Annotated in this window: 19 protein-coding genes; 4 read left to right on the top strand and 15 right to left on the bottom strand. The window is 60.6% G+C overall.

From position 1 onward, the window contains the following. Positions 1-166: 166 nt before the first annotated feature. The 7 genes from CK220_RS10460 to CK220_RS10430 all read right to left on the bottom strand — a co-directional run bounded on the left by CK220_RS10460 (position 167) and on the right by CK220_RS10430 (position 10,495). Positions 167-1,348: an ABC transporter permease gene (locus tag CK220_RS10460; RefSeq protein WP_095811443.1), complete on the bottom strand. Its 1,182-nt coding sequence runs from the start codon at positions 1,346-1,348 to the stop codon at positions 167-169. Further along, positions 1,345-2,343: an ABC transporter permease gene (locus CK220_RS10455; RefSeq protein WP_095811442.1), complete on the bottom strand. Its 999-nt coding sequence runs from the start codon at positions 2,341-2,343 to the stop codon at positions 1,345-1,347. The genes CK220_RS10460 and CK220_RS10455 overlap by 4 nt, the downstream gene beginning before the upstream one ends. A 2-nt stretch (positions 2,344-2,345) precedes the next feature. Further along, positions 2,346-4,244, bottom strand: coding sequence for an ABC transporter substrate-binding protein (locus tag CK220_RS10450; protein WP_095811441.1), 1,899 nt, complete (start codon positions 4,242-4,244; stop codon positions 2,346-2,348). Then, positions 4,241-6,136, bottom strand: coding sequence for an ABC transporter ATP-binding protein (locus tag CK220_RS10445; protein ID WP_095811440.1), 1,896 nt, complete (start codon positions 6,134-6,136; stop codon positions 4,241-4,243). Before CK220_RS10445 ends, CK220_RS10450 begins: the two co-directional genes overlap by 4 nt. Positions 6,137-6,279: 143 nt before the next feature. After that, a complete protein-coding gene (locus CK220_RS10440) occupies positions 6,280-7,620 on the bottom strand; it encodes an adenylate/guanylate cyclase domain-containing protein (RefSeq protein ID WP_095811439.1) in 1,341 nt (446 codons plus the stop codon). A 245-nt stretch (positions 7,621-7,865) separates the two neighbouring features. Continuing rightward, positions 7,866-9,161 carry a nucleotide sugar dehydrogenase gene (locus CK220_RS10435; protein WP_176479045.1) on the bottom strand — a complete coding sequence of 432 codons (1,296 nt, stop codon included), beginning with the start codon at positions 9,159-9,161 and terminating at the stop codon, positions 7,866-7,868. A 155-nt stretch (positions 9,162-9,316) separates the two neighbouring features. Further along, positions 9,317-10,495, bottom strand: a complete 1,179-nt coding sequence (locus CK220_RS10430) for a DUF3095 domain-containing protein (protein ID WP_095811437.1) — start codon at positions 10,493-10,495, stop codon at positions 9,317-9,319. 75 nt (positions 10,496-10,570) lie between these two features. Between CK220_RS10430 and CK220_RS10425 the strand changes: the two genes are divergently transcribed. Then, positions 10,571-11,659, top strand: coding sequence for a glycosyltransferase family 4 protein (locus CK220_RS10425; protein ID WP_095811436.1), 1,089 nt, complete (start codon positions 10,571-10,573; stop codon positions 11,657-11,659). Further along, positions 11,656-12,420: a polysaccharide deacetylase family protein gene (locus CK220_RS10420; protein WP_095811435.1), complete on the top strand. Its 765-nt coding sequence runs from the start codon at positions 11,656-11,658 to the stop codon at positions 12,418-12,420. The genes CK220_RS10425 and CK220_RS10420 overlap by 4 nt, the downstream gene beginning before the upstream one ends. Position 12,421: 1 nt before the next feature. Here the strand turns inward: CK220_RS10420 and CK220_RS10415 are convergent, their stop codons facing one another. From CK220_RS10415 to CK220_RS10400, 4 genes are all read right to left on the bottom strand, one after another. Next, positions 12,422-13,267 carry an MBL fold metallo-hydrolase gene (locus CK220_RS10415; protein WP_095811434.1) on the bottom strand — a complete coding sequence of 282 codons (846 nt, stop codon included), beginning with the start codon at positions 13,265-13,267 and terminating at the stop codon, positions 12,422-12,424. Between the two features lie 36 nt (positions 13,268-13,303). Further along, entirely contained in the window at positions 13,304-13,750 is a 447-nt protein-coding gene (locus tag CK220_RS10410; RefSeq protein ID WP_095777238.1) for a cyclic nucleotide-binding domain-containing protein, read from the bottom strand. 102 nt (positions 13,751-13,852) lie between these two features. Beyond that, positions 13,853-16,567 (bottom strand): ABC transporter ATP-binding protein, encoded by a 2,715-nt coding sequence (locus tag CK220_RS10405; RefSeq protein WP_095811433.1) that lies wholly within the window; start codon positions 16,565-16,567, stop codon positions 13,853-13,855. Positions 16,568-16,582: 15 nt separating this feature from the next. Beyond that, a complete protein-coding gene (locus tag CK220_RS10400; protein WP_141245107.1) occupies positions 16,583-16,933 on the bottom strand; it encodes a hypothetical protein in 351 nt (116 codons plus the stop codon). Positions 16,934-17,017: 84 nt separating this feature from the next. Between CK220_RS10400 and CK220_RS10395 the strand changes: the two genes are divergently transcribed. Continuing rightward, positions 17,018-17,689, top strand: a complete 672-nt coding sequence (locus tag CK220_RS10395; protein ID WP_095811497.1) for a class I SAM-dependent methyltransferase — start codon at positions 17,018-17,020, stop codon at positions 17,687-17,689. Positions 17,690-17,766: 77 nt separating this feature from the next. On the opposite strand, the gene CK220_RS10390 is transcribed toward CK220_RS10395, so the two are convergent. Genes CK220_RS10390 through CK220_RS10380 form a run of 3 tightly spaced genes read right to left on the bottom strand, consistent with a single transcriptional unit; the run spans position 17,767 to position 21,381 of the window. Further along, a complete protein-coding gene (locus CK220_RS10390) occupies positions 17,767-18,924 on the bottom strand; it encodes a glycosyltransferase family protein (RefSeq protein WP_095811431.1) in 1,158 nt (385 codons plus the stop codon). Next, positions 18,921-20,165, bottom strand: a complete 1,245-nt coding sequence (locus CK220_RS10385; protein WP_095811430.1) for a glycosyltransferase family 4 protein — start codon at positions 20,163-20,165, stop codon at positions 18,921-18,923. Before CK220_RS10385 ends, CK220_RS10390 begins: the two co-directional genes overlap by 4 nt. 1 nt (position 20,166) lies before the next feature. Beyond that, on the bottom strand, positions 20,167-21,381 hold the full coding sequence (locus CK220_RS10380) for a glycosyltransferase family protein (RefSeq protein ID WP_095811429.1): 1,215 nt from the start codon (positions 21,379-21,381) through the stop codon (positions 20,167-20,169). 682 nt (positions 21,382-22,063) lie between these two features. On the opposite strand from CK220_RS10380, the gene CK220_RS10375 reads away from it, so the two are divergent. Next, positions 22,064-22,975, top strand: a complete 912-nt coding sequence (locus CK220_RS10375; RefSeq protein WP_095811428.1) for a FecR domain-containing protein — start codon at positions 22,064-22,066, stop codon at positions 22,973-22,975. Between the two features lie 137 nt (positions 22,976-23,112). Here CK220_RS10375 and CK220_RS10370 read toward each other — a convergent pair whose 3' ends face one another. Beyond that, positions 23,113-25,317 (bottom strand): adenylate/guanylate cyclase domain-containing protein, encoded by a 2,205-nt coding sequence (locus CK220_RS10370; protein ID WP_095811427.1) that lies wholly within the window; start codon positions 25,315-25,317, stop codon positions 23,113-23,115. Positions 25,318-25,524: the final 207 nt, after the last annotated feature.

Here is a 25,524-nt window from a genome sequence, read left to right as displayed (position 1 = left end):
GGCGTCGCCGCATATAGAGGCGAAGGGTCAACACAGCAACAACCGAACAGGGCCGCCGACGACCGGGCGGAGTCTGCGGCTTGGCGAGCGGCGCTAAATCAAAAACATAGAGCATGATGTCGTCCGAAAACCGCTGCACACTTTTCGGCATCATGCTCTAGCGATGTCACTTGTAGGGGTCTGCAGCGTCCCGCAAGCCGTCGCCGAGGAAGTTGAACGCCAGAATGACGAGAATGACGGGGAGGATCGGCAAAAGTAGCCATGGATAAAATGCGATCACGCTGACGCTGCGCGCCTCGGTGAGCAGGATGCCCCAACTGGTTATCGGCGCCCGCAGGCCGAGCCCGAGGAAGCTCAGCGCCGTCTCGCCCAGGATCATGCCGGGTATGGAGATCGTCGCCGTCGCGATCAGATGCGACATGAAGCCGGGAATGAGGTGCCGCCGGATAATGCGGCCGCTGCTGGCGCCCATCAATTGCGCGGCCAGAACGTAATCCTCCTCGCGCAACGCTAAAAGCTTTGAACGCACGGCCCGCGCCAATCCAGTCCAGTCGAGCAGCCCGAGGATCACGGTGATGCCGAAATAGATCAGGATCGGACTCCAGGTTATCGGCATGATCGCCGCCAGGGAAAGCCACAGCGGAATGCTGGGGATCGATTGCAGAACTTCGATTATCCGTTGAACGATCAGGTCGAAGATGCCGCCGTGATAGCCGGCCAGTCCGCCGATGACTATGCCGAGCAGGAAGCTGAAACTGATGCCGACGAGGCCAATCGTCAGTGAAATGCGTGCACCATAGATGATGCGCGAGAGCACATCGCGCCCCAGCCTGTCAGTGCCGGCCAGAAAGAGCTGGCCGTTTTCGGCAGGGCAGACAAAATGCCTGTCACCTTCGATCAGGCCCCAGAACCGGTAGCTGTCGCCCTTGCAGAAGAAACGGATCCGCTGAACATCGTCCTGTTTGTCGATGTAGTTCCGCTTGAGCGTGTCCATATCCAGCGTCATCTGGCGGCCATAGACGAACGGCCCGACGAACTGGCCGTTGTGGAACAGGTGCACCCGCTGCGGCGGCGCATAGATGTAGTCCATGTTGCGCGTGTGCAGATTGTAGGGCGCCAGGAACTCGCAGATCAGTATCCCGCAATAGAGCACCGCCAGGAATATGCCGGATACAAGAGCAAGCCGGTGCCGTCGGAATTTCCACCACATCAGCCGCAACTGCGACGCCTGAAAGACCTTCGACTGCTCCGGCGTCATCGCCTCGACCGACTGCAGGTCAAAGGGCGCGATGGAAACGTAGTGTTGCAGCGGAGCACCCGGAGCGGGGAGCGGCGATTGCGTGTTCATTTGGTACTGCCGCCCTGCAAACGAATTCGCGGATCAAGCAGTGCCAGCGCCAGATCGGAAATCAGCACGCCGATGACCGTCAGGAAGGCGAGGAACATCAGGAACGACCCGGCCAGGTACATGTCCTGGCTTTGCAGCGCCTTGATCAGCATCGGCCCGGTCGTTTCCAAAGACAGCACGATCGCCGTGATTTCGGCGCCGGATATGATGGCCGGCAGGATAGAGCCGATGTCTGAGATGAAGAAATTGAGTGCCATGCGCAGCGGATATTTGACCAGGGTCTTGAAGGGATGAAGGCCCTTGGCGCGCGCCGTCACGACATATTGCTTGTGAAGCTCATCGAGCAGATTGGCGCGCAGCCGCCGGATCATGCTTGCCGTGCCCCCGGTGCCGATAATCAAGACCGGGATCCAGAGATGGGCGAGGATCGACTTCGCCTTGGCCCAGCTCATCGGCTCGCCGAGATATTGCTGGTCCATGAGATGGCCGACGGACGTGCCGAACCAGATGTTGGCGAAATACATCAGGATCAGCGCCAGCATGAAGTTCGGGATTGCAAGGCCGAGAAGGCCGAAGAAGGTCAGGCCGTAGTCGCCCCAGCTGTATTGATGCGTGGCGGAGTACATGCCGATCGGAAAGGCGATGAGCCAGGTGAAGAGGATCGTGACGAAGGAAACCAGCACGGTCAGCCACATTCGGTCCCCGATCACGTCGCGAACCGGCAGCTCATATTCGAAGGAATAGCCGAAATCGCCGTGCAGCATCCCGCCGACCCAGTAGAAGTAGCGAATGACCGGCGGCTTGTCGAAACCATAGTCCTTCCGCATCATCTCGATGCGATCGGAATCCACCGCTTCGCCCTGAGCCCGAAGCTCGGCAACATAGCTGTCGAAATAGTCGCCTGGGGGAAGTTCGATGATCGTGAACACAAGCGCCGATATGATCAGCAGCGTTGGAACCATTACGGCGAGGCGCCAGACAATATATCGAAGCACGCTCAGGACTCTCCAAGCCAGAATGTATCCGGCATGTAGACACCGAAATAGGCGGTCGGGTCGTAGCCGTAGAGCGCCTTGTCAGGCAGATTGCGCAGCCGCGAGGATGCCAGAACCGGCTGATATGTTCCGTTCACCGTGCCGATCGAAAACACCTGATCGGTGTAGATCGACAGCATTGAATTCCAGATTTCAGCGCGCTCCGTGGCTTCGGTCGATGCGTTCCAGCGCTTGAGTAAGGTCATCAACTCGACCACAGGCGGAAGATCGGGCGCCTCGCCGAGCCTGCCATGAGACAAGTAGTGAGCACCCCAGAGCGGCCATTGCAGTTGGTCGTCAATGGTGGGGGCCAACTGGTACGGGTTCATGTCGGCGGTCGGCACCCCATTGTCGATGCCCGACCACATCGACATCATGATCTGGCCGCCAAGCGCGCGACTGCGGAAGATGTCGCGCTGCGAAGTCCGGATGAACAGGGCGATACCGATTTGGCGCCAGTGATCAGTGATGAGCTCGAGCGCATCGGTTTCCAGCGTGCTTTCGCCGGCCGTTTCCACCACGATTTGCGCCGGGCGTCCATCGGGAAGTATCCGCAGGCCGTCATCGTCACGCGTTTGAAGCCCAACCTCGTCGAGCAGGGCATTGGCCTGATCAGGATCGTGGGTGACCCAGGCTTTCGCGAATTCGGGCCGGTAGAGCGGGCTCTCCGGCAGGACCGTATCGGCACTTTCCTGCGCCAGTCCATAGAACACGGCCATATTGATCTCGCGCCTGTGCACAGCGAGCGAAAGTGCACGACGCACGCGCACGTCGCGAAAAAGGCCACGCCAGACCTGGTCGGCACAATTCAGATTGGGCAGCAGTGCCAGTCGCGAACCCTGTGTGCGTTTCCAGAGATGCATCTTGACGGGGTAGCGTTTCTCCGCGTCCTTCAGGAAGGAGTAATCGCTGAAATCAATTCCCATGCATTGCAGGTCGCTCTCGCCCGCGCCGGTCTTGGCGGAAATGATCGCCGACGAGCTGACATTCATGACAATCCGGTCAACATAGGGCAGTTGCCGGCCATTCTCGTCTATGCGATGAAAGAACGGATTCCGCTCGAAGACGAACTGCTCAGCCGGCGGTTTGGTTCGGTTCCGCCAGGGATCGAGCGTCGGCAGTTCCGGGTTCTCCGGGCGATACTGCCGCGACATGCGGATATGCAGGAGCGTCCATTTCTTGGCCCTGTTCTCCTCCATCAGGCCGGCGAGCCGAAATGGATCCTGGTATTTCTTGTGGAACTGCTTGAGATAGGCGGCAGGCAGAACAAGCGATAGCGGCGAAGCAGCTGCGAGCTTGGGCAGGAAGTCGGGATTTGGCGCATCCCAACTATAACGGACCGTCAACGCATCGACGATCTCGAAGCGTGGCGGCTTGCCGTCGGCCAGCAGGGCCGGGGCGAGCCCGCCTTGCGAAAGTTCATCGTTCAGCCAGACATCTTCCCAGCAATAGCGAAAATCCTCCGGCGTCAGCAGGCTACCGTCAGACCATTTATGTCCTTCCCGTATCTTGAAAGTGAAGACGCGATCGTCTGCTACGTCGAAACTTTCAAGAATGTCGGGTTGCAAGTTAAGCTTTTCGTCATAGCCGACCAGGCGAGCATATCCGTAGATCGTCATCATCCGGATATCTTTCTGACTGCCGATGATCGTGCGCAGCGTGCCGCCATACTGGCCGGGCTGCCGCCCTATCGCAGCGAGATTCAACACGCGCGGGCTCTTGGGCAAGCGCTCGGAGAGCACCGGCAGCGCCAGGGCCTTCAGCAGCGGCTGAAGAAATTCCGGCTCCAGATCGCCTGCGCGCAACGTGCTCGGCACAAACGCCGAAGCCATCAGTCCAAGGACGGTGCGCCGGCTGATCAATGGCGTAGCTCGCTGACATCGGCCGAACGTCGGGCCAGCACGAGGTGGCCGTCACCAAGATCGAGCGGCGACAGTTCATCCGCGTCGCCGTCGTCCCGGAATTGCGGTCCCCATGCCCTGGTGTCGGAAGCGCCGCTGAGCTTCAGCGTCTTGAAATCCATCGGCCTGTCGAGATCGGGGAAAGGTACCGCGGCGACGAGTGAGCGTGTGTAGGGGTGGATCGGTTTCCTCAGCAGAGTCTCGCGCGGCGCAAGCTCGACGATACGTCCGCCGCACATCACCGCGATGCGGTCTGCCATGTAGTCCACCACCGCCAGGTTGTGCGATATGAACAGGTAGGTCAGGCCCAGTTCCTTCTGCAGGTCCTTCAGAAGGTTCAGGATCTGCGCCTGGACGGAGACATCGAGCGCCGAAACCGGCTCGTCGCAGATCAGCAGTTCGGGGCCCAGCGCCAACGCGCGCGCGATGCCGATACGCTGACGCTGCCCGCCGGAGAAACTGTGCGGATAACGCTTGATGAAGCGCGGATCGAGCCCGATCGCCTGCATCAAGCTCTTGACCGTGGCGAGTCGGGACGCGGCATCGCCGCGTTGATGGATCTCCAGCGGCTCGCTCAGGATGTTCTCCACCGTCATGCGAGGTGACAGCGATGAAACTGGATCCTGGAAGACCATCTGGATTTTCGCGCGCAGCATGCGCAGGGCGTCTCCCTCGCCTTGCAAGACGTCGATCGCTCCATCGCGGCCGTTGAACGTCACAGAGCCGCCGCTAGGGGTGATAGCCCGCATAAGGATCTTGCTGACCGTGGTTTTGCCGGAGCCGCTTTCGCCGACCAGCCCCAGGCACTCACCCCGCCTGATATCGAAGCTCACGCCGTCCACGGCACGAACGGTGGTTTGATGATCCCCGCCGAACAACCCGGACTTGCGGATTGTGAAGGTCTTTTTCAGATCCCTGACCGACAGCAGGATATCGTCAGGCCCCTTCGACGGCAGCGCCGTCTGCTTGCCGAGCAGGTTCTCGACGTTCACCGGCACCTCGCGCAGCGCCTTTAGCCTCTCGCCAGGCTTCAGGTCGAAATGCGGAACGGCTGCCATCAGGCCCTTCAGGTAAGGGTGACCTGGTCGGCGGAATATCGCCTCGACAGGTCCCGCTTCCATGATCTCGCCATGGTACATGACCACCACCTCGTCGGCGACATTGGCGACCACGCCGAGGTCGTGGGTGATCAGTAGCATCGCCATGTTCAGCTTGGTCTGAAGCCCGCGCAGCAAATGTAGGATTTGCGCCTGGATGGTGACGTCCAACGCCGTCGTCGGCTCGTCGGCGATCAACAGAGCGGGCCGGCAGATAAGCGCCATGGCGATCATGGCGCGCTGACGCAATCCTCCTGAAAGCTCGAAGGGATACATATCATAGGCGCGCTTGGCATTCGGAAAGCCGACAAGACCGAGCATTTCCTCGGTCCGCGCCTTGCGCTCCGCTCGAGCCATGGGGGTATGAATCTGCAAGGATTCGCTGACCTGGTTGCCGATCGTGTGCAGCGGCGACAGCGATGTCATCGGCTCCTGAAAGATCTTGCCGATGCGGCTGCCCCTCAATGCCCGGATTTCGGGTCCGTCACGCGGCATCTTCAGGATATCCTGCGTCGTGCCGGGCCTTTCAGGATCGGAGAACAGGATACGGCCGCGAACATGGGCCGATGCCGGCAAAATGCCCATCACTGCCTGGCTGAGAACCGATTTTCCGGAGCCGGACTCGCCCACAAGCGCGGTAACCTTGCCGGGCAGGACGCGAAGATTTGCGCGCCTGACGGCATGCAACGGTCCCCCGATGATGGCAAAAGAGATGCCAACATCCTCGATCCGCAGCAGATCAACACCCGAATTCATTCCACACCAGCCCCAATCTGGCAGGTTCGGAAAGCGAGACTAGCGCATTGCCAGCCTAGAGCAACTTGGATTCGGAACGGTCGCCAGCGGCGGAACCGGCGACTGGACTGTCTACCTGACGCCTTCGGATCAGATCATGGCGATTACTGGAGCTTGCTCGGGTCGCCCGCCGACAGCCGCGCGGCATCGCGGTGAAGCAACATGACCTGCTCGGCGTCCGATCTTCGGTCATAAATCGGCTCCAGCGCAGCGTCTTCATCGACTGCCAGAGCACCCGACAGATCGGGTGAAAGCACCGTCAGCTTCTGCTTGATGCCAGCCAGTTCCTCGCTGCCGAGCGTCAGCCAGTTGCTGGCGCCGCAATAGCTGGCGAAGTCCTTGCTGGCGAGAACGCTGTGCGGATATTTCTTGGTCAATATCTGGAGACGCTGGACCTCGTTTACAGCCGAGCCGAAGACAGAGAATGTGAGCCGGTCGGTAAGCCCGACATTGCCGAACATCACATTGCCGACATGTAGACCGATACCAAATTTTATGTCGGCTAACCCCTTTTCCTTCCTGCGCAGATTGAGATCCGTCATGCGCGCTGTGGCGCTGCGCGCTGCCGCCAGGGCAGCCTGGCAGGCGATTTCGGACTGCGAGCGGTGCCTTTCGCAAGGGTAGACGGCGATGAAGCCATCCCCGATGAAACTCATGATCTGCCCACCCTTGCGATTGAAAGGTGCAGCAACGGCGTCGAAAAACTGATTCAGCGTATCGATATAGATTTCACGGCCTGACGTTTCTGCAAGCCGTGACGACCCACGCATGTCGCCCATGACCAGCGCGGCCCGGATTGTATCGCCCTCGCCGCGCTTGATCTGACCGTCAAGCACGCGCCTGCCGGCGTCGCCACCAAGATAAGTGGTCATCATGTTGTCGGCGAGCTTGGTGAGCACCGCCATCTTGGTTGCCATAGCGAGATGGTTCTGGATGCGCAGCAGCGCCGAAATCATGCTGTCGCTGAAGCCTGCGGCACCGTCGGTAGACCAGGATCCCATCATGCCCTGACTGGTGTTGCCGTTGAAGGAATGCACGAAAGCCATATAGTCGGTGACGCCCATAAGCCTGAGATCATCGAAAACAGGAAACTCCGACGGCAGCGACGGGTCGAGCCGGCGTCGAAGATGGTCGAGCTTGTTGCTGAGCAGATGGTAGTAGGGGCTCGTCAGGAATCTGTCAGACGGCGCTCCGGGCTCATTGCGGAAGCTTTCTACTTCTAAGCCCCGGCCGCGAACCCAGGTGAAGCCAAGCGCATCATAAAGCGGATGAAGCATCGAAAAGCTCAAATGCACCCGCTTCAGCGGCAGGCCGGCAGCAGCCAGCCGTTCGCAAAAGCCTTTTACCAGTGTTTCCAGGTCGTTGCCGGCAAGCACCGACTGGTTCAGCCAATCGGCTACCTTATCCATGAGAATGGTGGAAATTTCCGCTTGCGTTGTGCTCATGCTATCTCGAAACCCCTCGAAGACGAGGCATTGTCCTTTGATCCGCCCACAACACAGTCCGCCAACGACCCACAGAAGAAGATCCTCGAAGTCAATGAAGCCGCTCCGGTGGCAAAAGCCGGCGAAGAACTTCTCGACTGGCTGTTCTTGCGGGCGAGCGGCAGGCGTAACTGTCTATCGCCTCGGGCATTATGTGTCGACGCTGCCGGCCGAGTGCAACCACGATCCTGACATCGAGACCGCCGTCAGGCCTTCACCACCGTCTCTCGGGCTAGCCCGAGGCGACCAAAAACGTTGCGCGTGTCGACGATCAGAAGGGCGTGATCGGCGATCGCCTGATAGTCGATCGCGTCGTGGTCGGTTGCAACGACGACCGCATCGAAACTCTTCAATGCTCCCTCGCTCAATTCGACAGACCGACGCCCCTTGATCGCCATATGCTCCCGTGTCGTCGGTATTTCTCTAACGTGCGGATCGTGGAATTCCGCCTTGCCGCCCCATTCCTCGATGAGTTCAATGAGCCGCAATGAAGGGCTCTCGCGGATGTCCGGCACATTCTTCTTATAGGCGAGCCCAATGATGAGAATGCGCGAGCGGCTGAGCGCCTTGCCGCAATGCCGGTCCAGCGCCCTCGCCAGTTCATCGACCACATGACGCGGCATAGCCGTGTTGATCTCTGCCGCCAGTTCGATGAAGCGGGTCGGCAGTTCGTATTCGCGCGCCTTCCACGTCAGGTAGAACGGATCGATCGGGACGCAGTGCCCGCCAAGTCCGGGCCCAGGATAGAAAGGCATGTACCCGAAGGGCTTGCTCTTTGCCGCCTCGATCACCTCCCAGATGTCGATGCCCATCGCCCCGAGCACGACCTTCAACTCGTTGACCAGGGCTATGTTGACCGAGCGGAAGATGTTTTCCGTCAGCTTGACCGCCTCGGCCGTCGCTGTGGTGGAAACCGGAACGACGGTCTTGACCACGCCCTGGTAGAAGGCCTTCACGAGCGCCGCCGCTTCAATGCCGTCGCCTGCCACGACCTTGGGGATCGTCGCGACTTCAAAGCTGCGGTTGCCGGGATCCTCGCGTTCGGGCGAGAAGCCGAGGAAGAAGTCTATCTTCGACTGCAGGCCGGTTTGTTCCAGGATGGGCTTGATCACGTCGTCGGTGGTGCCGGGATAGGTGGTCGACTCCAGCACGACCAGTTGGCCGAGACGCAGATGCTTCGCGATGGTGCCTGCCGTGTTCCTGACAAAGGAGAGGTCCGGCTCGCGGTTTTTCGTCAGCGGCGTCGGAACGCAGATGATGATGACATCGCAGGCGGCCAGTTCGGCAAAATCCGCAGTGGCGCGAAACCGTCCGCTCGCCACCTCGACGGCAAGGGCAGTGGACGTCACCGCCTCAATGTAGGATTGGCCGCTGTTCAGCTTCTCGACCTTCTGGGCTTCGATGTCGAAGCCGAAAACCGGGAAGCCGGCGCGTGCTACCGCGACCGCGAGGGGCAATCCGACATACCCCAGTCCGATCACCCCGACTTGCGCGGTGCGCATCGAAATCCGGTTCAGCAGACGGTCATATGTCGATGGTGAGGCGTCCAAAAATCTGTTTTCCTCAATGTGGACAGACTGCCCGCTTCCACGGCGAGGCTCACGTGGGCCCAACAACCCGAGGCATATTGCGGAAAGTGGATCTCCGCAAGCCGTCGTTAGGCCGACACCTTCGCCTTCAGGCTTGCGGCAGCCATCGCATAGCCGCCGGCGGCGCCGTCGATGAAATGAACGTGATCGCGCTGCAGCGGCGAAGCGACGAGGCACGTCATCAAGGCCGATTGCTGGCGGTGCAGGCCATAGTTGCAAATGCCCGCCTCTTCCGCCTGCTGCAGCCGGTTCTCGATCCGTTGCAACAAATCCGCATCAACGTCGATGGTCATCTTCAAGCCGTCATCGAACTTCCGGAAATCCGAATTGCTGGCCACGTCGCGTTTGTAGATCTTCGGATCGAACCTCCCGATCGTCCAGCCATATCGATCGGTGACAGCCGCAAGCGTCAGCAGGAACACTATCCACAGCTTCGACAACCACCGCCTTCCCGCCGGCGCGACGGCCCGGGCCTCGAGATCGAGGCCGGCTGACGAAAAACCGTAGGCCGGCCCGTTCACCGGCACCGGATGGCCATCGCGCTCCTGTCGGCCGACAAGGGCGATGATGTCGGAAGCCAGCACCTGAAAACCGCGCGTATCGCGCGAGGCCCCCGGAATGGCTATGATCGAGACGATTTCGCCATGCCGGGCTTCGATCGGGCTCCAGCGGCAGGAGAGACCGGTCAGATCCGGCCGCGCGTTGGCCGGCGCAGGATCGATCAGGTAGCGCCCCGCTTTCATCTCGGCTTCCGCCCAACTGCCGCCGCCGCCGGCGAACATGGCATAGAACACCGCTTCGGAGGCCCGGAACCTCGCCACCCGAACGTCGAGGCCTTGCGCTCTTATATCCTCTATCGGCACGATTGCGGCACGCAGGGTCAGAGCCAACTCGTCCGCCACCCATCTCTGGACAGCCGCCAGCGTGTTGCGCGTGATCTCCAGCGCCGAGCTCGGAAACGCCACGAGCGCGCCGTCGCCGCCGAAGACAAAGGGAAGATCTTGCCGACCGAGCGCATTGAGCAGCGCCGAAATGACGCTGGCGCCGGCCATATTGACGGTTTTATAGCGCCCAGCCCCGATCGCCTTGGTCGAGCCGACGATGTCGGCGGTGGCCAGCGCCCAGCCATCCGGGAGTGGCCGATAGTTGTCGATATCGGCAACGCTTTCGAACTTTGCGAACACCGGCAAGGAAGCGACGAACCGGTCGGACGCTGCAGCTGTTTCCATGAGCATGGGATAGCACATTCCGCTGCTTGAAGGTGAAAGTCGATCATGCTTCGAAATTGACTTGCGCAGGCTTTCCAATGATAGGGTCCGGCGATGCGAATTGCCTTCTACGCGCCGCTGAAGTCGCCCAATCATGCCGTTGCCTCTGGCGACCGTCAGATGGCACGGATGTTGATCAAGGCGCTGCAGCATGGAGGGCATCGTGTCGAACTGGCATCCGAATTGCGCTTCTATCTACGCGAACCGGAGGCGAAAAGTTTCGATGCGCTCAAGGTCGAGGCCCGAGAGGAAGTCGCGCGGCTGACAGAGCTTTGGGAGCGTGACGGCAAGCCCGACCTCTGGTTCTCCTATCATCCCTATTACAAGGCGCCCGACCTGATCGGGCCCGAGCTGGCGTCGGCCTTTGCCATCCCCTATGTGACCGCGGAAGCCTCCTATTCGAGGCGACGCAACGTCGGTTTGTGGGCCGATATGCAAGCTTTGGTGGCGCGAGCCGTCGAACAGGCGGCGCTGAACATCTGCTTCACGCAAAGGGATCGCCGGGGACTGACAGACGCTCTTCCAGACGCCGTTTTCGGCATGCTTTCGCCCTTCATCGACACATCGGTATTCCGGGAAGTGCCGGCGCGTGGTTGTCCGACGCGTCTCGTTGCCGTCGCCATGATGCGACCGGGCGACAAGGTCGATAGCTATCGCATGCTGGCGCAAGCCCTCGCTCCGATCGGCCACCTGCCCTGGACCATGTCGGTCGTCGGGGACGGGCCTGCCCGTGACGAGGTCAAAGCGCAATTCGCCGGCCTTCCCGCCGACCGGATCGAATGGCTTGGCGCGATCGAGCCAACCGCCGTGCCAGATGTCCTTTACAGTGGAGGGATTTACGTCTGGCCGGGTTGCGGCGAAGCTTATGGCCTTGCCTATCTTGAAGCACAGGCCGCCGGCCTTCCGGTGGTGGCTCAGGACATCGCCGGCGTGCCGGAGGTCGTGCGGGATGGCCAGACCGGATTTCTCACCCCGCCGGGCGATGTGGCGGCGTTCACGTCTGCCATCGAAAGGCTTCTGGTCCGTGACGACGAAAGAACCGTCATGGCCGGCGAAGCTAGACGTTTCATCCTCGAAGAACGCTCCCTCGGCACTGCAGCGGCGCGTCTTTCCGAACTTCTTGCGAAGATCGCGGTTGCATGACATTCGATCAGATCTGGCAGCCCTTGGTGGAAGAACTGGCGTGCTGGCAACGGGCGGACCGTAAGGCGGAGTTCTGGTTGCGCGACGATGACGCTGTGGATCCGACGCCGGCACTTGATCGGCTGCTCGCCCTCACCCGTGAATTCGCGGTTCCGGTCACTCTGGCCGTCATTCCGGCGCTGACAGATGAGAAACTTGTCATCCGGCTTGACGAGGCGCCGCACGCCACGGTCGCCATCCATGGCTGGGCGCACCGAAATTATGCGCCGGAGGACCAGAAAAGGCAGGAACTCGGCGCGCATCGGCCACGCGAGGCGGTGCTCGATGATATGGCTCGCGGGCTGTCGCGCCTAACCGGGCTGCACGGCGCCCGTGCCGTTCCGATGCTGGTCCCACCCTGGAACAGAATCGACCCCGGCTTGCTATCGGACCTTGGATCGATAGGATTTGCGGCATTGTCAGTCTTTGGGCCGCCGAAGCCGGCCTCAGTGCCGGTCATCAACAGCAATGTCGACATCATGGATTGGCATGGCACGCGCGGCTGTCGCGATCATGGGCGCTTGGTTCAGGCCATGATTGCGCAATTGCAGCATGCATTCGACAGTGGCGAACCGATCGGCCTGCTCACCCACCATCTCGTACATGATGAATCGGCCTGGCTTTTTCTCGAACGGCTGTTCACGGTCGCCGCACAGACCAAAGCCTGCGCATGGCTTCCGATCAGGACATTGATCGGGCGTAGCGGCGGGACTGAAAAATAGCTCAGCGCTTTCTGTGCAATGAGACTGGAAATTTGAGCGTCTGGCCGTCCCGCGCGGCAAAAGCCCCGGCAAACCTGTCTTTGGCCAGTTTCTCGATCTCGTCCAGTTCCTCGTCGGTGCGTGTCGGATCGTGGTGAAACAGCCCAAGCCCCCGGGCACCGGCTGCCTCACAGAGTTTGACGCCCTGCTGCCACGTCGAGTGCCCGTTGCCACGGCGATCTTCCATTTCGTCCTCGGTGTAGGTGCAATCGTAGATGACGAGGTCGGCGTCTTCGATCAGGTCGAGCACCGCCTGATCGAGCTTATCCGGCTCGTGCTCAGTATCTGTGATCACCGCGACGATATGGCCGCCCCACTCGACCCGGTAGCCTATGCAGCCTCCCGGATGGTTGAGACTGCCGGTTCGGACCACCACTCCTTCGCGCGGCCGTAGCACGTCTCCGGATACGAAATCGCGGCAGTCGATGCTTGCCTTGCAGATGTCGAGCTTCGCCGGAAACCACGGCGGCCGCATGAATTCATCGACCATCTGACGGGTCGTCATGCGTCCTGCAAGATGGCCAGACCAAAGCCTAACCTTGACGCTCCGGTCATAGATCGGCTTGAAAGCCGGCAGCCCGATGATGTGATCGTAATGGCAATGGGTGAAAAACAGCTCGAAATCGGTCACGCCCGAGGCCCGAAGCGCCCTGCCGGCAAGCCCTAGGCCAGAGCCGGCGTCGAACAGAAGGATATGCTTGCCGCATCGCATCTCAATGCAGCTCGTGTTGCCCCCATAGCGAGAGAATTCTGGTCCCGATACCGAAATGCTGCCGCGCACGCCCCAAAACCTGACCAGGAAATCCATGCTGCTCCTTCGCCCGTCGTGGCCAAACAACTGCTGCTAGGCGTTTCGTGCGTCGATCAGGTCCGCGGTCGTATGGCTTAGACGATCGGCAAGAACCCGCAATATCTCGATGGTCATTTCCGGGAACTCCTTCATAAGCCTCAGGAAATGATCCTTGCTGATTTTCAAGGCTTCCAGCGGACTTGCCGCTCTGACGGTGGCAGTGCGGGAGCTGTTGCACAAAATGGCGATCTCGCCAACGATCGAATTTGGCAGCAGTTCGGCAACTTTTATCGGCCCGCTGTCGGAATCGACCAGAACATCCGCCCTGCCTGAAAGGATGACATAGGCGGCGTCTCCCTCGTCGCCCTGCCGGAAAAGGATCTGGCCGGCGCTGTAGCTCACACGATCGGATGTGAACGCAAGCAGCTTGAGCTTTGTCGGTTCGATGCCGGAGAACAAGGGAACGCGTTGCAGCATTCCAACTTCATCCTTGAGCAGCATTGTCGCAAACCTTCTCAAAATTCGCGTTTGCCAGGCGCCGTATCCCGTGGCCTTGCAACCAATTCCCACCGACAGAACGATCCCATCTCAATGCCCCTTGGTCTAAGACAGCAGTTCCTTGAAGATACCCTTCCCTGCCAAAAGTGTCTCGAGCGTTCCGTCTTCCACCAATTTACCCGAGTCGAAGACGATAACGCGATCGAACATCATCCCCATTGCCGGATTCGTCACGACCCACACAATTGCCGGCGAATGGCCGTCGCACCTGGCTTCGTCGAGCACGTTTCGCAGCACCTTGTCCTGCACACGCTGGTCCAGCGCCGACAACGGCCGGTTGAGAATGAGAAAATCGGGACGCTTGAGCAAGGCCCGGGCAACATCGAGCTTCTGTCGCTGTCCAGCGGTCAGCCGCCTGCCGCCGGCGCCGACGTTGAAGTCCAGGCCAACATCCAGCAGTTCGGCATAAAGCCCCAGTTCGTCGAGAATGTCATAGACGATGGAGCGGATGCGATCCGGCGCGTCGGGATGGTTGTTGCCCACACGCCCGAACAGGACATTGTCCATGACGCTGGCCGCGGCAATGTATCTGGCAGGATCATACCGTTCGATCGCATTTTGCAGCTCGGAAGGCAGGGTTTCATAGAACCGGTTGCGTGCAGCGACGATCTTGCTCATCAGATCCTCGCTCAGCAGGCCGAAGCGGTGCCGGGGCTCGATATAGGCAAAGCTCAGTGTAACGATCATGGCGCGATCGTTCTCCGAAACTGCCTCGTAGGGACGGTTCTTGAGCCGTTGTAACAAGGTTTCGTAGGCGGGTATCTCTTCGGCGCCCATGAAGGCGAGCTGCTGGAAGAACTGATGATCGGGCGGCAGGTCGGCAAACAGCTCGATCGCCTGTTCGGCGATCTCCATGCCCATTTCGAAAAGCGTGCGGTCGAGGCCGGCTTGCCTCAGCACAGACGCAAAATAGGGATTGGCCGCTAGAGCCTTGTCGGCCAATTCGGGGCCGGCGGCGGCGCCGAAGAGCAGGTTTTGGCCGATCGATGCTTCCTTGTTATAGGCGCCTGGTTCGAAAGGAACCACCAGTCCGCTCAGCCCTTCCTGTTCCAGCCTGGTTCGCAGCGCCGCACGCAGTTCGACGATGCGCCTGGCGAGTTCCGTGTGACGCGTCAGGTCAGCCGAGGAACGCAAGCCAAGATCCAGAATGTCGCGCGACAGAAGAACCGCGTCGAGCACCCGGCGCACCGCCTCGAAGAGGTCGTGCGGGCCGGTGGCGCCGGCGGAAGCATAGTCGATCCAGTCGCTCCGGATATCGAGGTCCGAATTGCCCGACCGCCGCGCCTCGTGAACGTTCCAGCGCTGCTGGTCTGCCGCAGCACCCTCATAAGGCACTGATGTCAGCGGCGCATGCTTCAAACCGTAGAGCAGGTTATCGCGAAGGCTTGCATGGAACAGGAAGACATCCGACGAGGCGTAGGACATGCGCCGGCCGGTCACCGCTTCGGGAAGTTCAAACAGGTCCTCGGCGCCCGAAGCGATCTTTCCGCTGTCCGGCCAGTTCAGCCGCGCGAAGGCTTCTGCAAGCGCCTCCGCTCCACCTGTTGCGGTGCTGACCAGCGCCACCGTCTCGCCCGGCTTGACCTGGAGCGAGATCCGGTCGAGGAGCATTCCACCGCCATCGTCCGCTATGGAGAGATTGATCGCCGACAGGGGGTTGGTCATCGGACCGGGAGCGTCGATCGTCAACGCTCCAATTCTCGGCGCAATGAGACCCTCGACGGTGAATTGTTCAACGACCTGCTGGTATTTAACCTGGACATCCTGGCGAGCCTGATCCCAGTCGATCAGTTCCTTCATCGGTCCGGGCAGATCCTTGTAGGCGCTGATCACGGCCACCAGCTGACCGACGTCCAGCCGTCCCTTGATGACCAGATAACCGCCGATCATGTAGAACAGAAAGGGCGTGAGCTGCGCCAGAAAATTGTTGAGGAACTTCACCATGAACTTCCATTGGTAAAGATCGAAGCGGATCTTGAAGATGAGACCGAGCCGGGCAGCTATGTCGGCGCGCTCGTAGTTTGATGTGTCGTGGACGTGAACCGCGCCGATGCCGTCGACGATTTCGCCTACCCGGCCCGAGAGCGCGCGCGCCGTCAACTGCCGTTCGCGCCCGAGCACGATCAGCCGCCGTCGCATGCGCGGGATGAGCACGATCTGGATCACCACGATCACGACCGCAATCGTTCCGAGCCAGAAGTTCTGCACCATGATGAACAGCATGGCCGTCAGCGCCTGACCGCCAAGCAGCACCGGCTGCAGGAAGGCATCGCCGATGAAGCCACCCAGCGGCTCCACCTCGTCCTTCACCATGGTCGCCACTTCGGCGGATTTCACGCGTTTGAAGTAAATCGGTGGAAACCGCAGCACGCGATCGACCAGATCGAAACGGATACGCCGCAGCATGCGTTCGCCGAGGCGGCCTTTGTATGTGTTGATGTAGAGTTTGAACAGGCCGTTGATGATGACTAGCAAAAGGAAAACAATGCTCAGCGCAAACAGCGTCTCCGTGCGGTCGAGCTGAAAACCGGAGAAGAACTGCACCTCTCCAATGAACGGCAGGTTATAGTGTAGCCTCATGAACGGCTGGGTCGCGCCGGGTTCGCCGAAACCCTTACCTTGGATCGGACCGTTGACGATCAGCTTCGGCAGGTCGAAGGATATGAAATAGGGGATCATCGAAAGCACGACGATCAACAATATCCAGACCTGCTGCCTCTTGGTGTGGGTCCAGATATAGCGGGCTAGACTGGGTTCCATCCGACCGTGGACCGTTCAATTGGAGGGTTGCAGGACATGGAAGCACCTGCTGGCTGATGGCGCATCGGAAATTTCTTCGTCGCCAACGACATGCTCGGAGCCACAGTGCACGGAGATCGTCCTGCCCTCAACGATGAAAGGAAGCTGCGAGGCGGCGCGATCCAGTTCAGGCGCATGGTCGATGGCCGCGACATCGGCATTGCCGATCAGCGAAGAAAGCAGCTGGCCAAACGATTCACGGCTTGCGTGGGGTTTTGGCGAACAGCCGCCAAAGCTGCGCTGCTGATGCTGGCGGAACGCCGGTGGTCCGGACTGATGCGACAGCCCCTCTCCGGCACCGGGCAATGGCGAAGCGGCGTGCAGCATGATCAACGTCCGCGAACCAACCAGCCTTGCGGGAGGCAAGATTGCGTTGTGTCCCCCGAAATCCCAACATACAAGACGAATATGATGGATGTCACGCAACCTCGCAATGCGGGCATGGACGGGCACGAACAGGCCTTGGACCTCACGCGGGGAATTGCCGCCTATGTCAACCACCCTCTCGTTGCAGGGCTGGCGCGCGTCATCGCCAAGCATCCGCAGGCCGATATCGCCAACGCCTTCAACCACAAGCAGGTCGCCTGCAAGATGTGGGCGCTCGACAGGCTGTTCGACAGCTGCGGCGGCCGGTTCGGGCGCATATGGGTTCTGGGTGGATGGTACGGCGTATTGCCGGCAATGCTTTTCAACGACGCTCGCTTCGACATCGGGGCGATTCATAGCATCGACATCGATCCCGAAGTCGCGCCGGTCGCCCGCACCCTCAACCGGGAAGCCGGCGACCGGTTCCGGGCACTGACGGCAGATATGTACGCGATAGACTATGCTGCCGCGCAGCCCGACCTGGTGGTCAATACGAGCTGCGAACACATAGTCGATCTGCGCGCCTGGCTTGCCCTGCTTCCGAGCGGCACGAATGTATTGCTGCAGTCGAACGATTATTTCAGCGAGCCGACGCACATCAACTGCGTGGCTTCACTGGCAGCCTTCGAGGCAATGGCGGCGCTACGGGAAATGCGGTTCTCCGGCGAACTGCCGACAAAGAACTATACGCGCTTTATGCTGATTGGAACTGTTTAGCGCATTTCGCTCGAAAGGAGCGTGGCGGCTCTCGGATAACGACATCGCGCGAATCTCACCGGGGCGACGCGCCTTAGCTAGAGTTCCGTTTTCAGGGACCATGTTCGATATCGCTCGCACAGGATTTGCGCCGAGCGACGCGCGCCTTCCAGATCGAGACGATGCGCGGATGGCCTCGGTCCTGCAAGCGCCTGTTCGATCGCTTGCGCCAAACCTTCAGGCGTTAGGTCCCTTTCCTTCAGGACCGTTGCAAGACCGAGTTCTTCGAGCATCAGGGCGCGAACCGTCTGTTCGGTTTCCGCGCCGGCTGCAAATGGAACAAGCAGCGAGCGACAACCCGCGCGCAGGACATCGCACACCGTGTTGTACCCCGCCTGGGAGACTGACAGGCCGGCGCCGGTCAGCAGGCTGGCGAAATCCTCGCGGAACCGGAAGATGGACAGGCCGGGCGTGGCATCGCGTGCGATCGCGTCGAATTCGCCTTTCGGCAAGTTTGGACCGGTGATCAAACACCATTTCCAAGCGCTGTTGGCATGCCGCGCCGCTGCGATAGTGGCATTGACGAGGCTCTTTCCGGCAGCCCCGCCGCCAACCGACACCAGAACGTCGAAGCGCTCGGAGGCCGCGGGCGGCGGCGGCGCGGCAACGAGCCCAGTGTAGGCAACCTTGGCCCTGATCGCCCCAGCCAGTGGAAATGTCCTGTCGATGGTTGCGAAAGCCGGATCGCCGTGGACCATGACAAGGTCGAAATGCCTGTTGATGAGATCGACCGTCTCCTCGTTTCGGCCCGGCTTGACGCGCTCCTGAAGGATATCGCGGACGGACGTCGCCAGGAGCGGTCTGGGCGATGTCGCCTCGATGGCCTCGATCAGCGGCAGGAGTTCGAAACGCATCTGCCGGCGTCCAAATGGAAACGCCTCGACAATGACGATATCGGGCTCGCAATCCCGATAGGCCTGCAGCAGCATCTCCGAACGGCATTTCTTGAAAGCGTCGTCGATGGGTTTGCCCTGCAGGTCGACAAGTCCGGAAAATCCTTCATCGCCGGAGGTGACAGGTGGCAGGGATACAGATTTTACACTCAGTCCTGGAAACCCAGCGATCGGCGCTCCGCCCGTCACCACGACTACGTCAAACCCGTCATCGACCAGAGCCGACGCAATGCGGCTGGCCCGCGCGAGATGGCCGATACCGAGGAGGTGCTGGACATAGAAGAAGGCGCGCAGTCGCTTCATTCGGCGACCCGCCACTCCCGCTCGAACAGTTCCTTGAGCTGCCCAATGCTTGTCATATGATCGAAATTGGCGCGCACGCGCCACTCTGCGGCGTCACCGAGGCGGGCGCGCAGCACGGGATCACGGATAAGGCGCTCCAGCGCCTGTGCCAGGGCAACTGGGTTTTCTGTCGGGACCAGCAGACCGGTTTCATCCGGAGATAAAAGCTCCGGCACGCCGGAAATATCGGTCGAGACGCAGGCAAGCCGCTGGCTGGCCGCCTCAACCAGAACATTCGGCAGACCGTCCCGGTCGCCATTTGCGGTGATCTTGCAGGCTAGGGCGAAGATGTCGGCGCGGCGGTAGTGCTCAAGCACCTCCTCCTGAGCAAGCGCGCCTTTCCAAGAGACGCGACCATCCAGGCCGAGCTTTTGCGCCAGCGCCTTGAGCCGTTCTAGTTCCTCGCCGCCGCCGATATGCTCGAAACGCCACGCCAAATCACCAGGCAGGAGGGCAAGCGCCTCCAGCAAGGTATCGTAACCTTTCTTTTCAACGGCGCGCCCGACACTCAGAACGATAACCGGTTGGTCCGGCGCCGAGCCGTCATGCTGTTTGCGCGCCTCGCCGAAGCTGCCGAAGCGATCAAGATCGAGCCCATGATAGCTCAGATGTAAAGACGAGTTGCCGTTAGCGAGTTTTTTCAGACGGTCGAAGCCGGTTTTCGTGCAGGTGACAGTCCATCGTGCCGAGGAAAGCTTGCCGGCCAGATCCCAGTCAGCCGAAGTCCAGATGTCCTTGGCATGGGCCGAGCAGCTCCAGGGCAGACCGCGAAGCTGGCTGGCATAGCGTGTCACCGATGCCGGTGTGTGCGCGAAATGCGCATGCAGCCAGCCCGCATCTTCCGGCCATTCGGCCGCCAGCACGAGCGCTTGCCCGAAGCGGCGCAAGCGATTGCGCGTAAAGTCGCGGGGGATATCGGTAGCCAGCGATCCGAGCGCGCGCCAGAAGCCCGGCCGCAGCAGACAAGCCAACAGCGAGCGAGCCACGCGCAGCGGTTCTTCATGCAGATATTCCGGCAGATAATGGACGGGCGCTCTGATCTCGTTATGCACGGGATGGCGTTTTGCGTCGGTCGGCCGCCTTAGCGCGACGAGTACCAGGTCGAACCCCGCTCGCTCCAACCCGAGCAGTTCCTGCGCGATGAAGGTTTCCGACAGCCGCGGATAACCCTTCAGAACCACGACGATCTTGCGATTGCGCAACTCAGTTGATGCCTTCAATGACCGAAAGGTGATGTCCGGCACGCCGCTCGAGCAGTTCCGCAACGATTGCGGAAATATGAGGCAGCCCTTCCAGCGTCAGGTGCGGATTGCTCTGCGATGGGCGGGGCCGATCAGGCAGCACCTTCAGCGTATCGGCAAACCGCTGGGAATCCTCGGCTTCTTCCGGCGAAAGCATCTTGATGAGACCGAGTTCGGCTGCTCGCCGTGCGCGGATCAGTTGCTCCTCGCGCGGCTTGACGCGCGGCACGATCAGCGCCGGCTTGTCGAAAGAGAGTATCTCGCAATAGGTGTTGTAACCGCCCATCGCCACTACCGCCTTGGCGCCGGCAATCAGCTCTTCCATGCGGTTGTCGAATTCGATGATCTTGATATACGGGATCTTGGACCCCTTCTTGAGAAATTTGTTGCGCTTGCGCGCCGGCATGTAGGGCCCAAGCACGATCAGCGCCCTATGCTGCAATTGCGGATCCTGCTCATAGGCATCGATGACGTTGTGGATCAGTTCGGCGCCGTCGCCGCCGCCACCGGTCGTAACCAGGATATAGTCGCCCTCGGGGCGGTGGCCGGGTAACTCGTTCTTCTGCAGGCTCCGTTGCAGGAAACCGACGAACTTCATCTTTGCCCTGATAGCCGGCGGCACATCCAGGCCGGTCAACGGATCGTAAAAATCCGGCGGACCGTAGGCCCAGACCTTGTCGTAGAACAGGCCTATCTTGCGCATCACATCCCTGCGTTCCCACTCTGCTTCCAGCAGATGCGGCGCATCCATCACCTCGCGCAGGCCAAGCACCAGCGTGGTGCCTCGCGTCTTGAGATAGGACAGCGTGTCCTCGATCTCACCGCGCAGCCCGAGCGGTTCCTTGTCGACGATGAAGATATCCGGCCGAAACGTCTCGGCTGTGTGGCGAATGATCGACTGGCGCATTCTTAGCGTCTCATGCAGATCGATATCCTTTTCCAGCGAGGTGTATTCGCCGTTGCGCAACTTGATGACGCTCGGGATCTTCACGAAGTCGACGCGGGCGCGGTAGTCGAAGGCGCCGGCGATCGGCGCACCCGAAATGATAAGCACCTGAAGTCCGTGGAAATCCTCGACCAGCGAATGCGCGATCGTCCGGCAGCGCTGCAAGTGGCCGAGCCCGAACGTGTCGTGGCTGTACATGAGAATTCGAGCATCTGGTACGTGCTGGGTCATTGTCGAACCTCTTTTAGAATTCTCGCCTGAGGACCACGCGGCCCCCGCAGGATTCGAACCCATTTCTCGCGGGTCTATCGACCTGTTTTGAACATGAGGGAGCAATTTTTTCAAATTGTATTACCCAAGAGGGTTCATATGCTGATCAGCGTCTGCTCAGCTGCCATGCACATTAGATGCGATGCCCAGCCTATTTGCCTTGTCGACCTCGTGCGCTGTAGATAGATCACGGCGGATACATGCACTTGTCCCCAGACACATCGCGGGCTGGCCGAAGTGCTTGCTTTCAGAAACGCGGCCAGGGCGATGGCGCTCCTCCCTCGTGGCCGACGCGGCTAAGCCGCCCAAGAACGGGCTGAAGATCTTCGAAGACAGCGCGCCGACACAAACCACAATCGATGCCCCCGGATGCGGGCGCTCTTGCGCCGCCCACGCAGAACATCGCCTTGTCCCTCAGCCAGACGAATTCGGTAACAGCATTGTATTGGCGGTATCCCCACCTCCGACCCGATGCGCGAGCGGTCAACCCGCGCGGCCTACCCGAGCGCAGGACCTAACGTCGACGATTGTGCCTTCGAGCGTCGCCGGAGCGAAAGAGCCATGTCCTACTCAAATTGAGGTATGACTCCGCGGGGACAGCCTTTCAAGCATGTGCTAATAAAAGCGTTTCGGGGAGGATGCCATGCCGTCCTTGAGGTGGGCTGCAATTGTTGCGCTTGCCGCGACTCTCATCAATGCGACACCGACCATAGGCGCCGAAGCAGTGGGCAAGGCAGTCGTGATCAAGACTGCCGTTACCGGCGCAACCGGACCACTGGTGGTCAGCGCACCCGTTCATCGGGACGAACGTATCAGGACATCCAATACCGGGCTTGGCCAATTCGTGTTCCTGGATGGCACCAAGCTGGCGGTGGGGTGGGGTTCTTCCGTCGTCCTCGACAAATACGTCTTCAACGATGATAATTCGGTGAAGAAGCTCACCATCCGCGCTGCCAAGGGTACGTTTCGCTGGATCAGCGGGAGCTCGCCTTCGTCCGCCTACCAGATTGTGACGCCTGCAGGCACAATAGGCGTACGGGGAACAGCATTCGATGTCCACATCGCGCCCAACGGCAAAACCGCCGTCGTGCTCCTGAAGGGGTCGGCCCGATTCTGCAGCGGCGGCGGATGCAGGGAACTGAAGCGGCGCTGCGATTGTGTGGTGGCGACGCCATCAGGCGCGATGACCGACGTTATCAAGGTCAATCGATCTGTGCTCACCACACTCGGCACCTCGCGGGCATTGCCGTTTCTGACCGGCAACCAGCAGCTCTCCGGAGGCTTTGACGCAATCGGCGGAAGTTGCGGGCTTGCGGCTGCCATTCAGCAGGAGCATACGGCGCGGCCGCAGCAGCGCAACTCACCGGCGCCACCCAGTCCGGGCACGCCCAATTCGCCGAGCCCCCCGGAGCCGCCATCGCGGGGCGACAACATAGGTGACGGCAACAACGGCCATGGAAATGATCCGGGTAAGCACGATCCCAGCAATCCCGGAAAATCCAAGGGGCCTGGGGGCAAGGGCGGTGGCAACGGCAACGGCAAGAGCAGCGGATAGCCGCTCCTTTTCCCGGTGCGTCCGGTATCGGACTTCGCCAACCGGTCTGGGCTAACTCGCCTCTACGTCGGGGTGGACGAAATTATTTCCTTGAACAGCGGCGAGTCGAGCGGTCGACCGCCCTGTATGAATGCAGGTCAGGAACCGGAGCCGAATTGTTGCTCCGCGTAGCCGGCATTCACTTCCACCGCCGCTCCCGCCCGTTTGCCAGCAAAATCATCCGTTCTGCGCGCTATCCGGCCATAGAAGTCCTGCAAGCCTGCCGGCAGGCCCGCGGTTTTGGCTTTGGCCGCCGCGATGATCTTTCGGCTGCCTGGCAAGCGCGATTGCAACGCCTCGACGAGCTTGCCGTGGAGAAGCCGCAATTCCGCAAAATCCGGCGACGACGCAACATTTTCATCGCCGACGACGGCATTGATTCTCGTCCTCGAGCTCTTTCCCTTGAGCTCCAGCGATCCCGCGTCGAGCAAGGCCCAGCCTTGCAGCGATCTTACTGTGTCGTCTGACGCGAGGATATCGAAACTCACCGTCTTGCACGCTGTCTCGATACGCGCTGCGATGTTCACCGCGTCGCCAACGGCCGAATAGTTGAAACGCGACTCCGCGCCCATGTTTCCGACACAGGCGACGCCGGTATGGATTCCGATACCGATGCGAACCGTCTGCTCGGCCCCGAATCCGAATGCATCGCTTTCGTTGAGGCGGGCAATCGTCTCGCGCATGGCCAATGCCGCGCGAGCGGCTTTGCGAGGATGATCGGTGACGTCGACCGGGGCATTCCAAAAGGCCATGATCGAATCGCCGATGAACTTGTCGAGCGTGCCTTCATTGGCGGTGACATGGCGGCTGAGAGCATCGAGAAGCGTGTTCAAAAACCGCACGACGGCGGTGGGCGGCAGTCTTTCGCTGATCTCGGTGAAGTTTCGCACATCGACAAACATCACGGTCAGCTCTCGGTCGTCGCCGCCAAGACGAAGCGCGTCGCGCGTGTGCTCGATCCGGTAGAGAAGCGATGGCGACAAATACTGGCCGAAGGCCCGCCGGATCGCGCGCCGCTCCCGATCAGTCACCAGGAAGCGGAAGGAAGTTGTCGCGAAATGCGTGATCGTGCCCATGAGGATCGGCGCAAACGGGTCGAACAGCAGTCCCGCAAGTGAAAAGGCAAGCCATGATGCGACGAGCGCCAGGCCCGTGATCGCCAGGCCGCAGGCGAGCGCAATCGCGGGGCTTACGAAAATCGTGAGAATCACCAGAAGGCTGCCCAGCATCGCGATCGACGCGATTTCCAGCCCGTTTGCCCAATCGGGCCGAGACAGATAGTGGCCGGACAGTACCTGTTCAACGATCTGCGCGTGGATCGAGACGCCCGGCACGTTCTCACCGAGCGCCGTGACCCGAATGTCCTGCAGCCCGGCGGCCGAAGTGCCGACAAACACGATGCTGCCTTCGATCGCGGCCCTCGTTTCGGACGAGACGCTGCCGGGTGCAACCACGTCCTTCGCCGAAACATAGCGTTCGGCCCTGTCGGGACTGACATAGAGCCAGAGTTCGCCGGCCGAGGTCACCGGGATAACGAAGTCGCCGATCTTGACGGAGGTCATTATGCCCTGCCGATCCGGCGCGCCGGCAATGAGGTAGGTGGAGGCGCCCTGCGCTACCCTTATGGCTTCGAGGGCAAGATCCGGATAAAGCTGCTCGCCATCAGTCAGAAAGAGTGGGGCTGCCCTCACCACCGCCGTCGATCTGCCCGGATTGAGGCTGATATGTCCGATGCCGGCTGCATTGGCCTCGAGCTGCGGCCGCAGCGGCGTGGCTGCCCTGATAAGGGGAGGAGCAGCGACCGGGCTCTCGCCCGTAAAGGCAATGCCAGCCTTGATTTGCGGCCGATAGTTCCCTTCGTTGGAGATGCCGTAACCCAGGATAACTGGCTTGCCGGCGATCGATCGGGCGAAGATTTCGTCGTTGTCGGGCAGGCGGTCGAGCAGGGCCGGATCGATGCCCGGCACATCGCGGACGACGCTGCGAGGCGACAGACGATCCGGCTCGGCGAAAAGCATGTCGAATGCTATGGCTGCCGCACCAAGCTCCGTCAGTTTCTCGACCAGAGCCGCCATGCGATCCCTGGGCCACGGCCACTGCCCGAACTGCTGCAATGAGGCCTCGTCGATGTCGACCACGCGGACGGGCATCGACTCGAAACTGCGAGGTGCCAGCCTCTGATATTGGTCGAACGTCGCTTCGCGGGCGAGTCTCAACGGCTGCGGGTCGCTCGCCCGGACGATGGTAAGCGCCGCCACCAGCGACAAACCCAGGATGACGCCGGCCAGCTGGGCGCGTGTCATGACATCCGCACCAGTAACTGTGCCGCGTATCCTGCCTGCATGGCCCCGTTCCGGGAGGCAGCTTTCGAGCCTCGAAGCTAGGCTGCATTGTTCCCGGCAAATGTGCAATCGCCAACCTTACGCCCAACGGAGTAGCGCGGTTCCAGCGCTGGCGATTTGCGTAGCGAGGAAGTACTCAATCGGCTCCAACCCTAGACAGTCGAGGGC

This window comes from Mesorhizobium sp. WSM3860 (assembly GCF_002294995.1).
Classification (GTDB): domain Bacteria; phylum Pseudomonadota; class Alphaproteobacteria; order Rhizobiales; family Rhizobiaceae; genus Mesorhizobium.
This window is presented reverse-complemented; position numbering and strand designations above follow the sequence as displayed.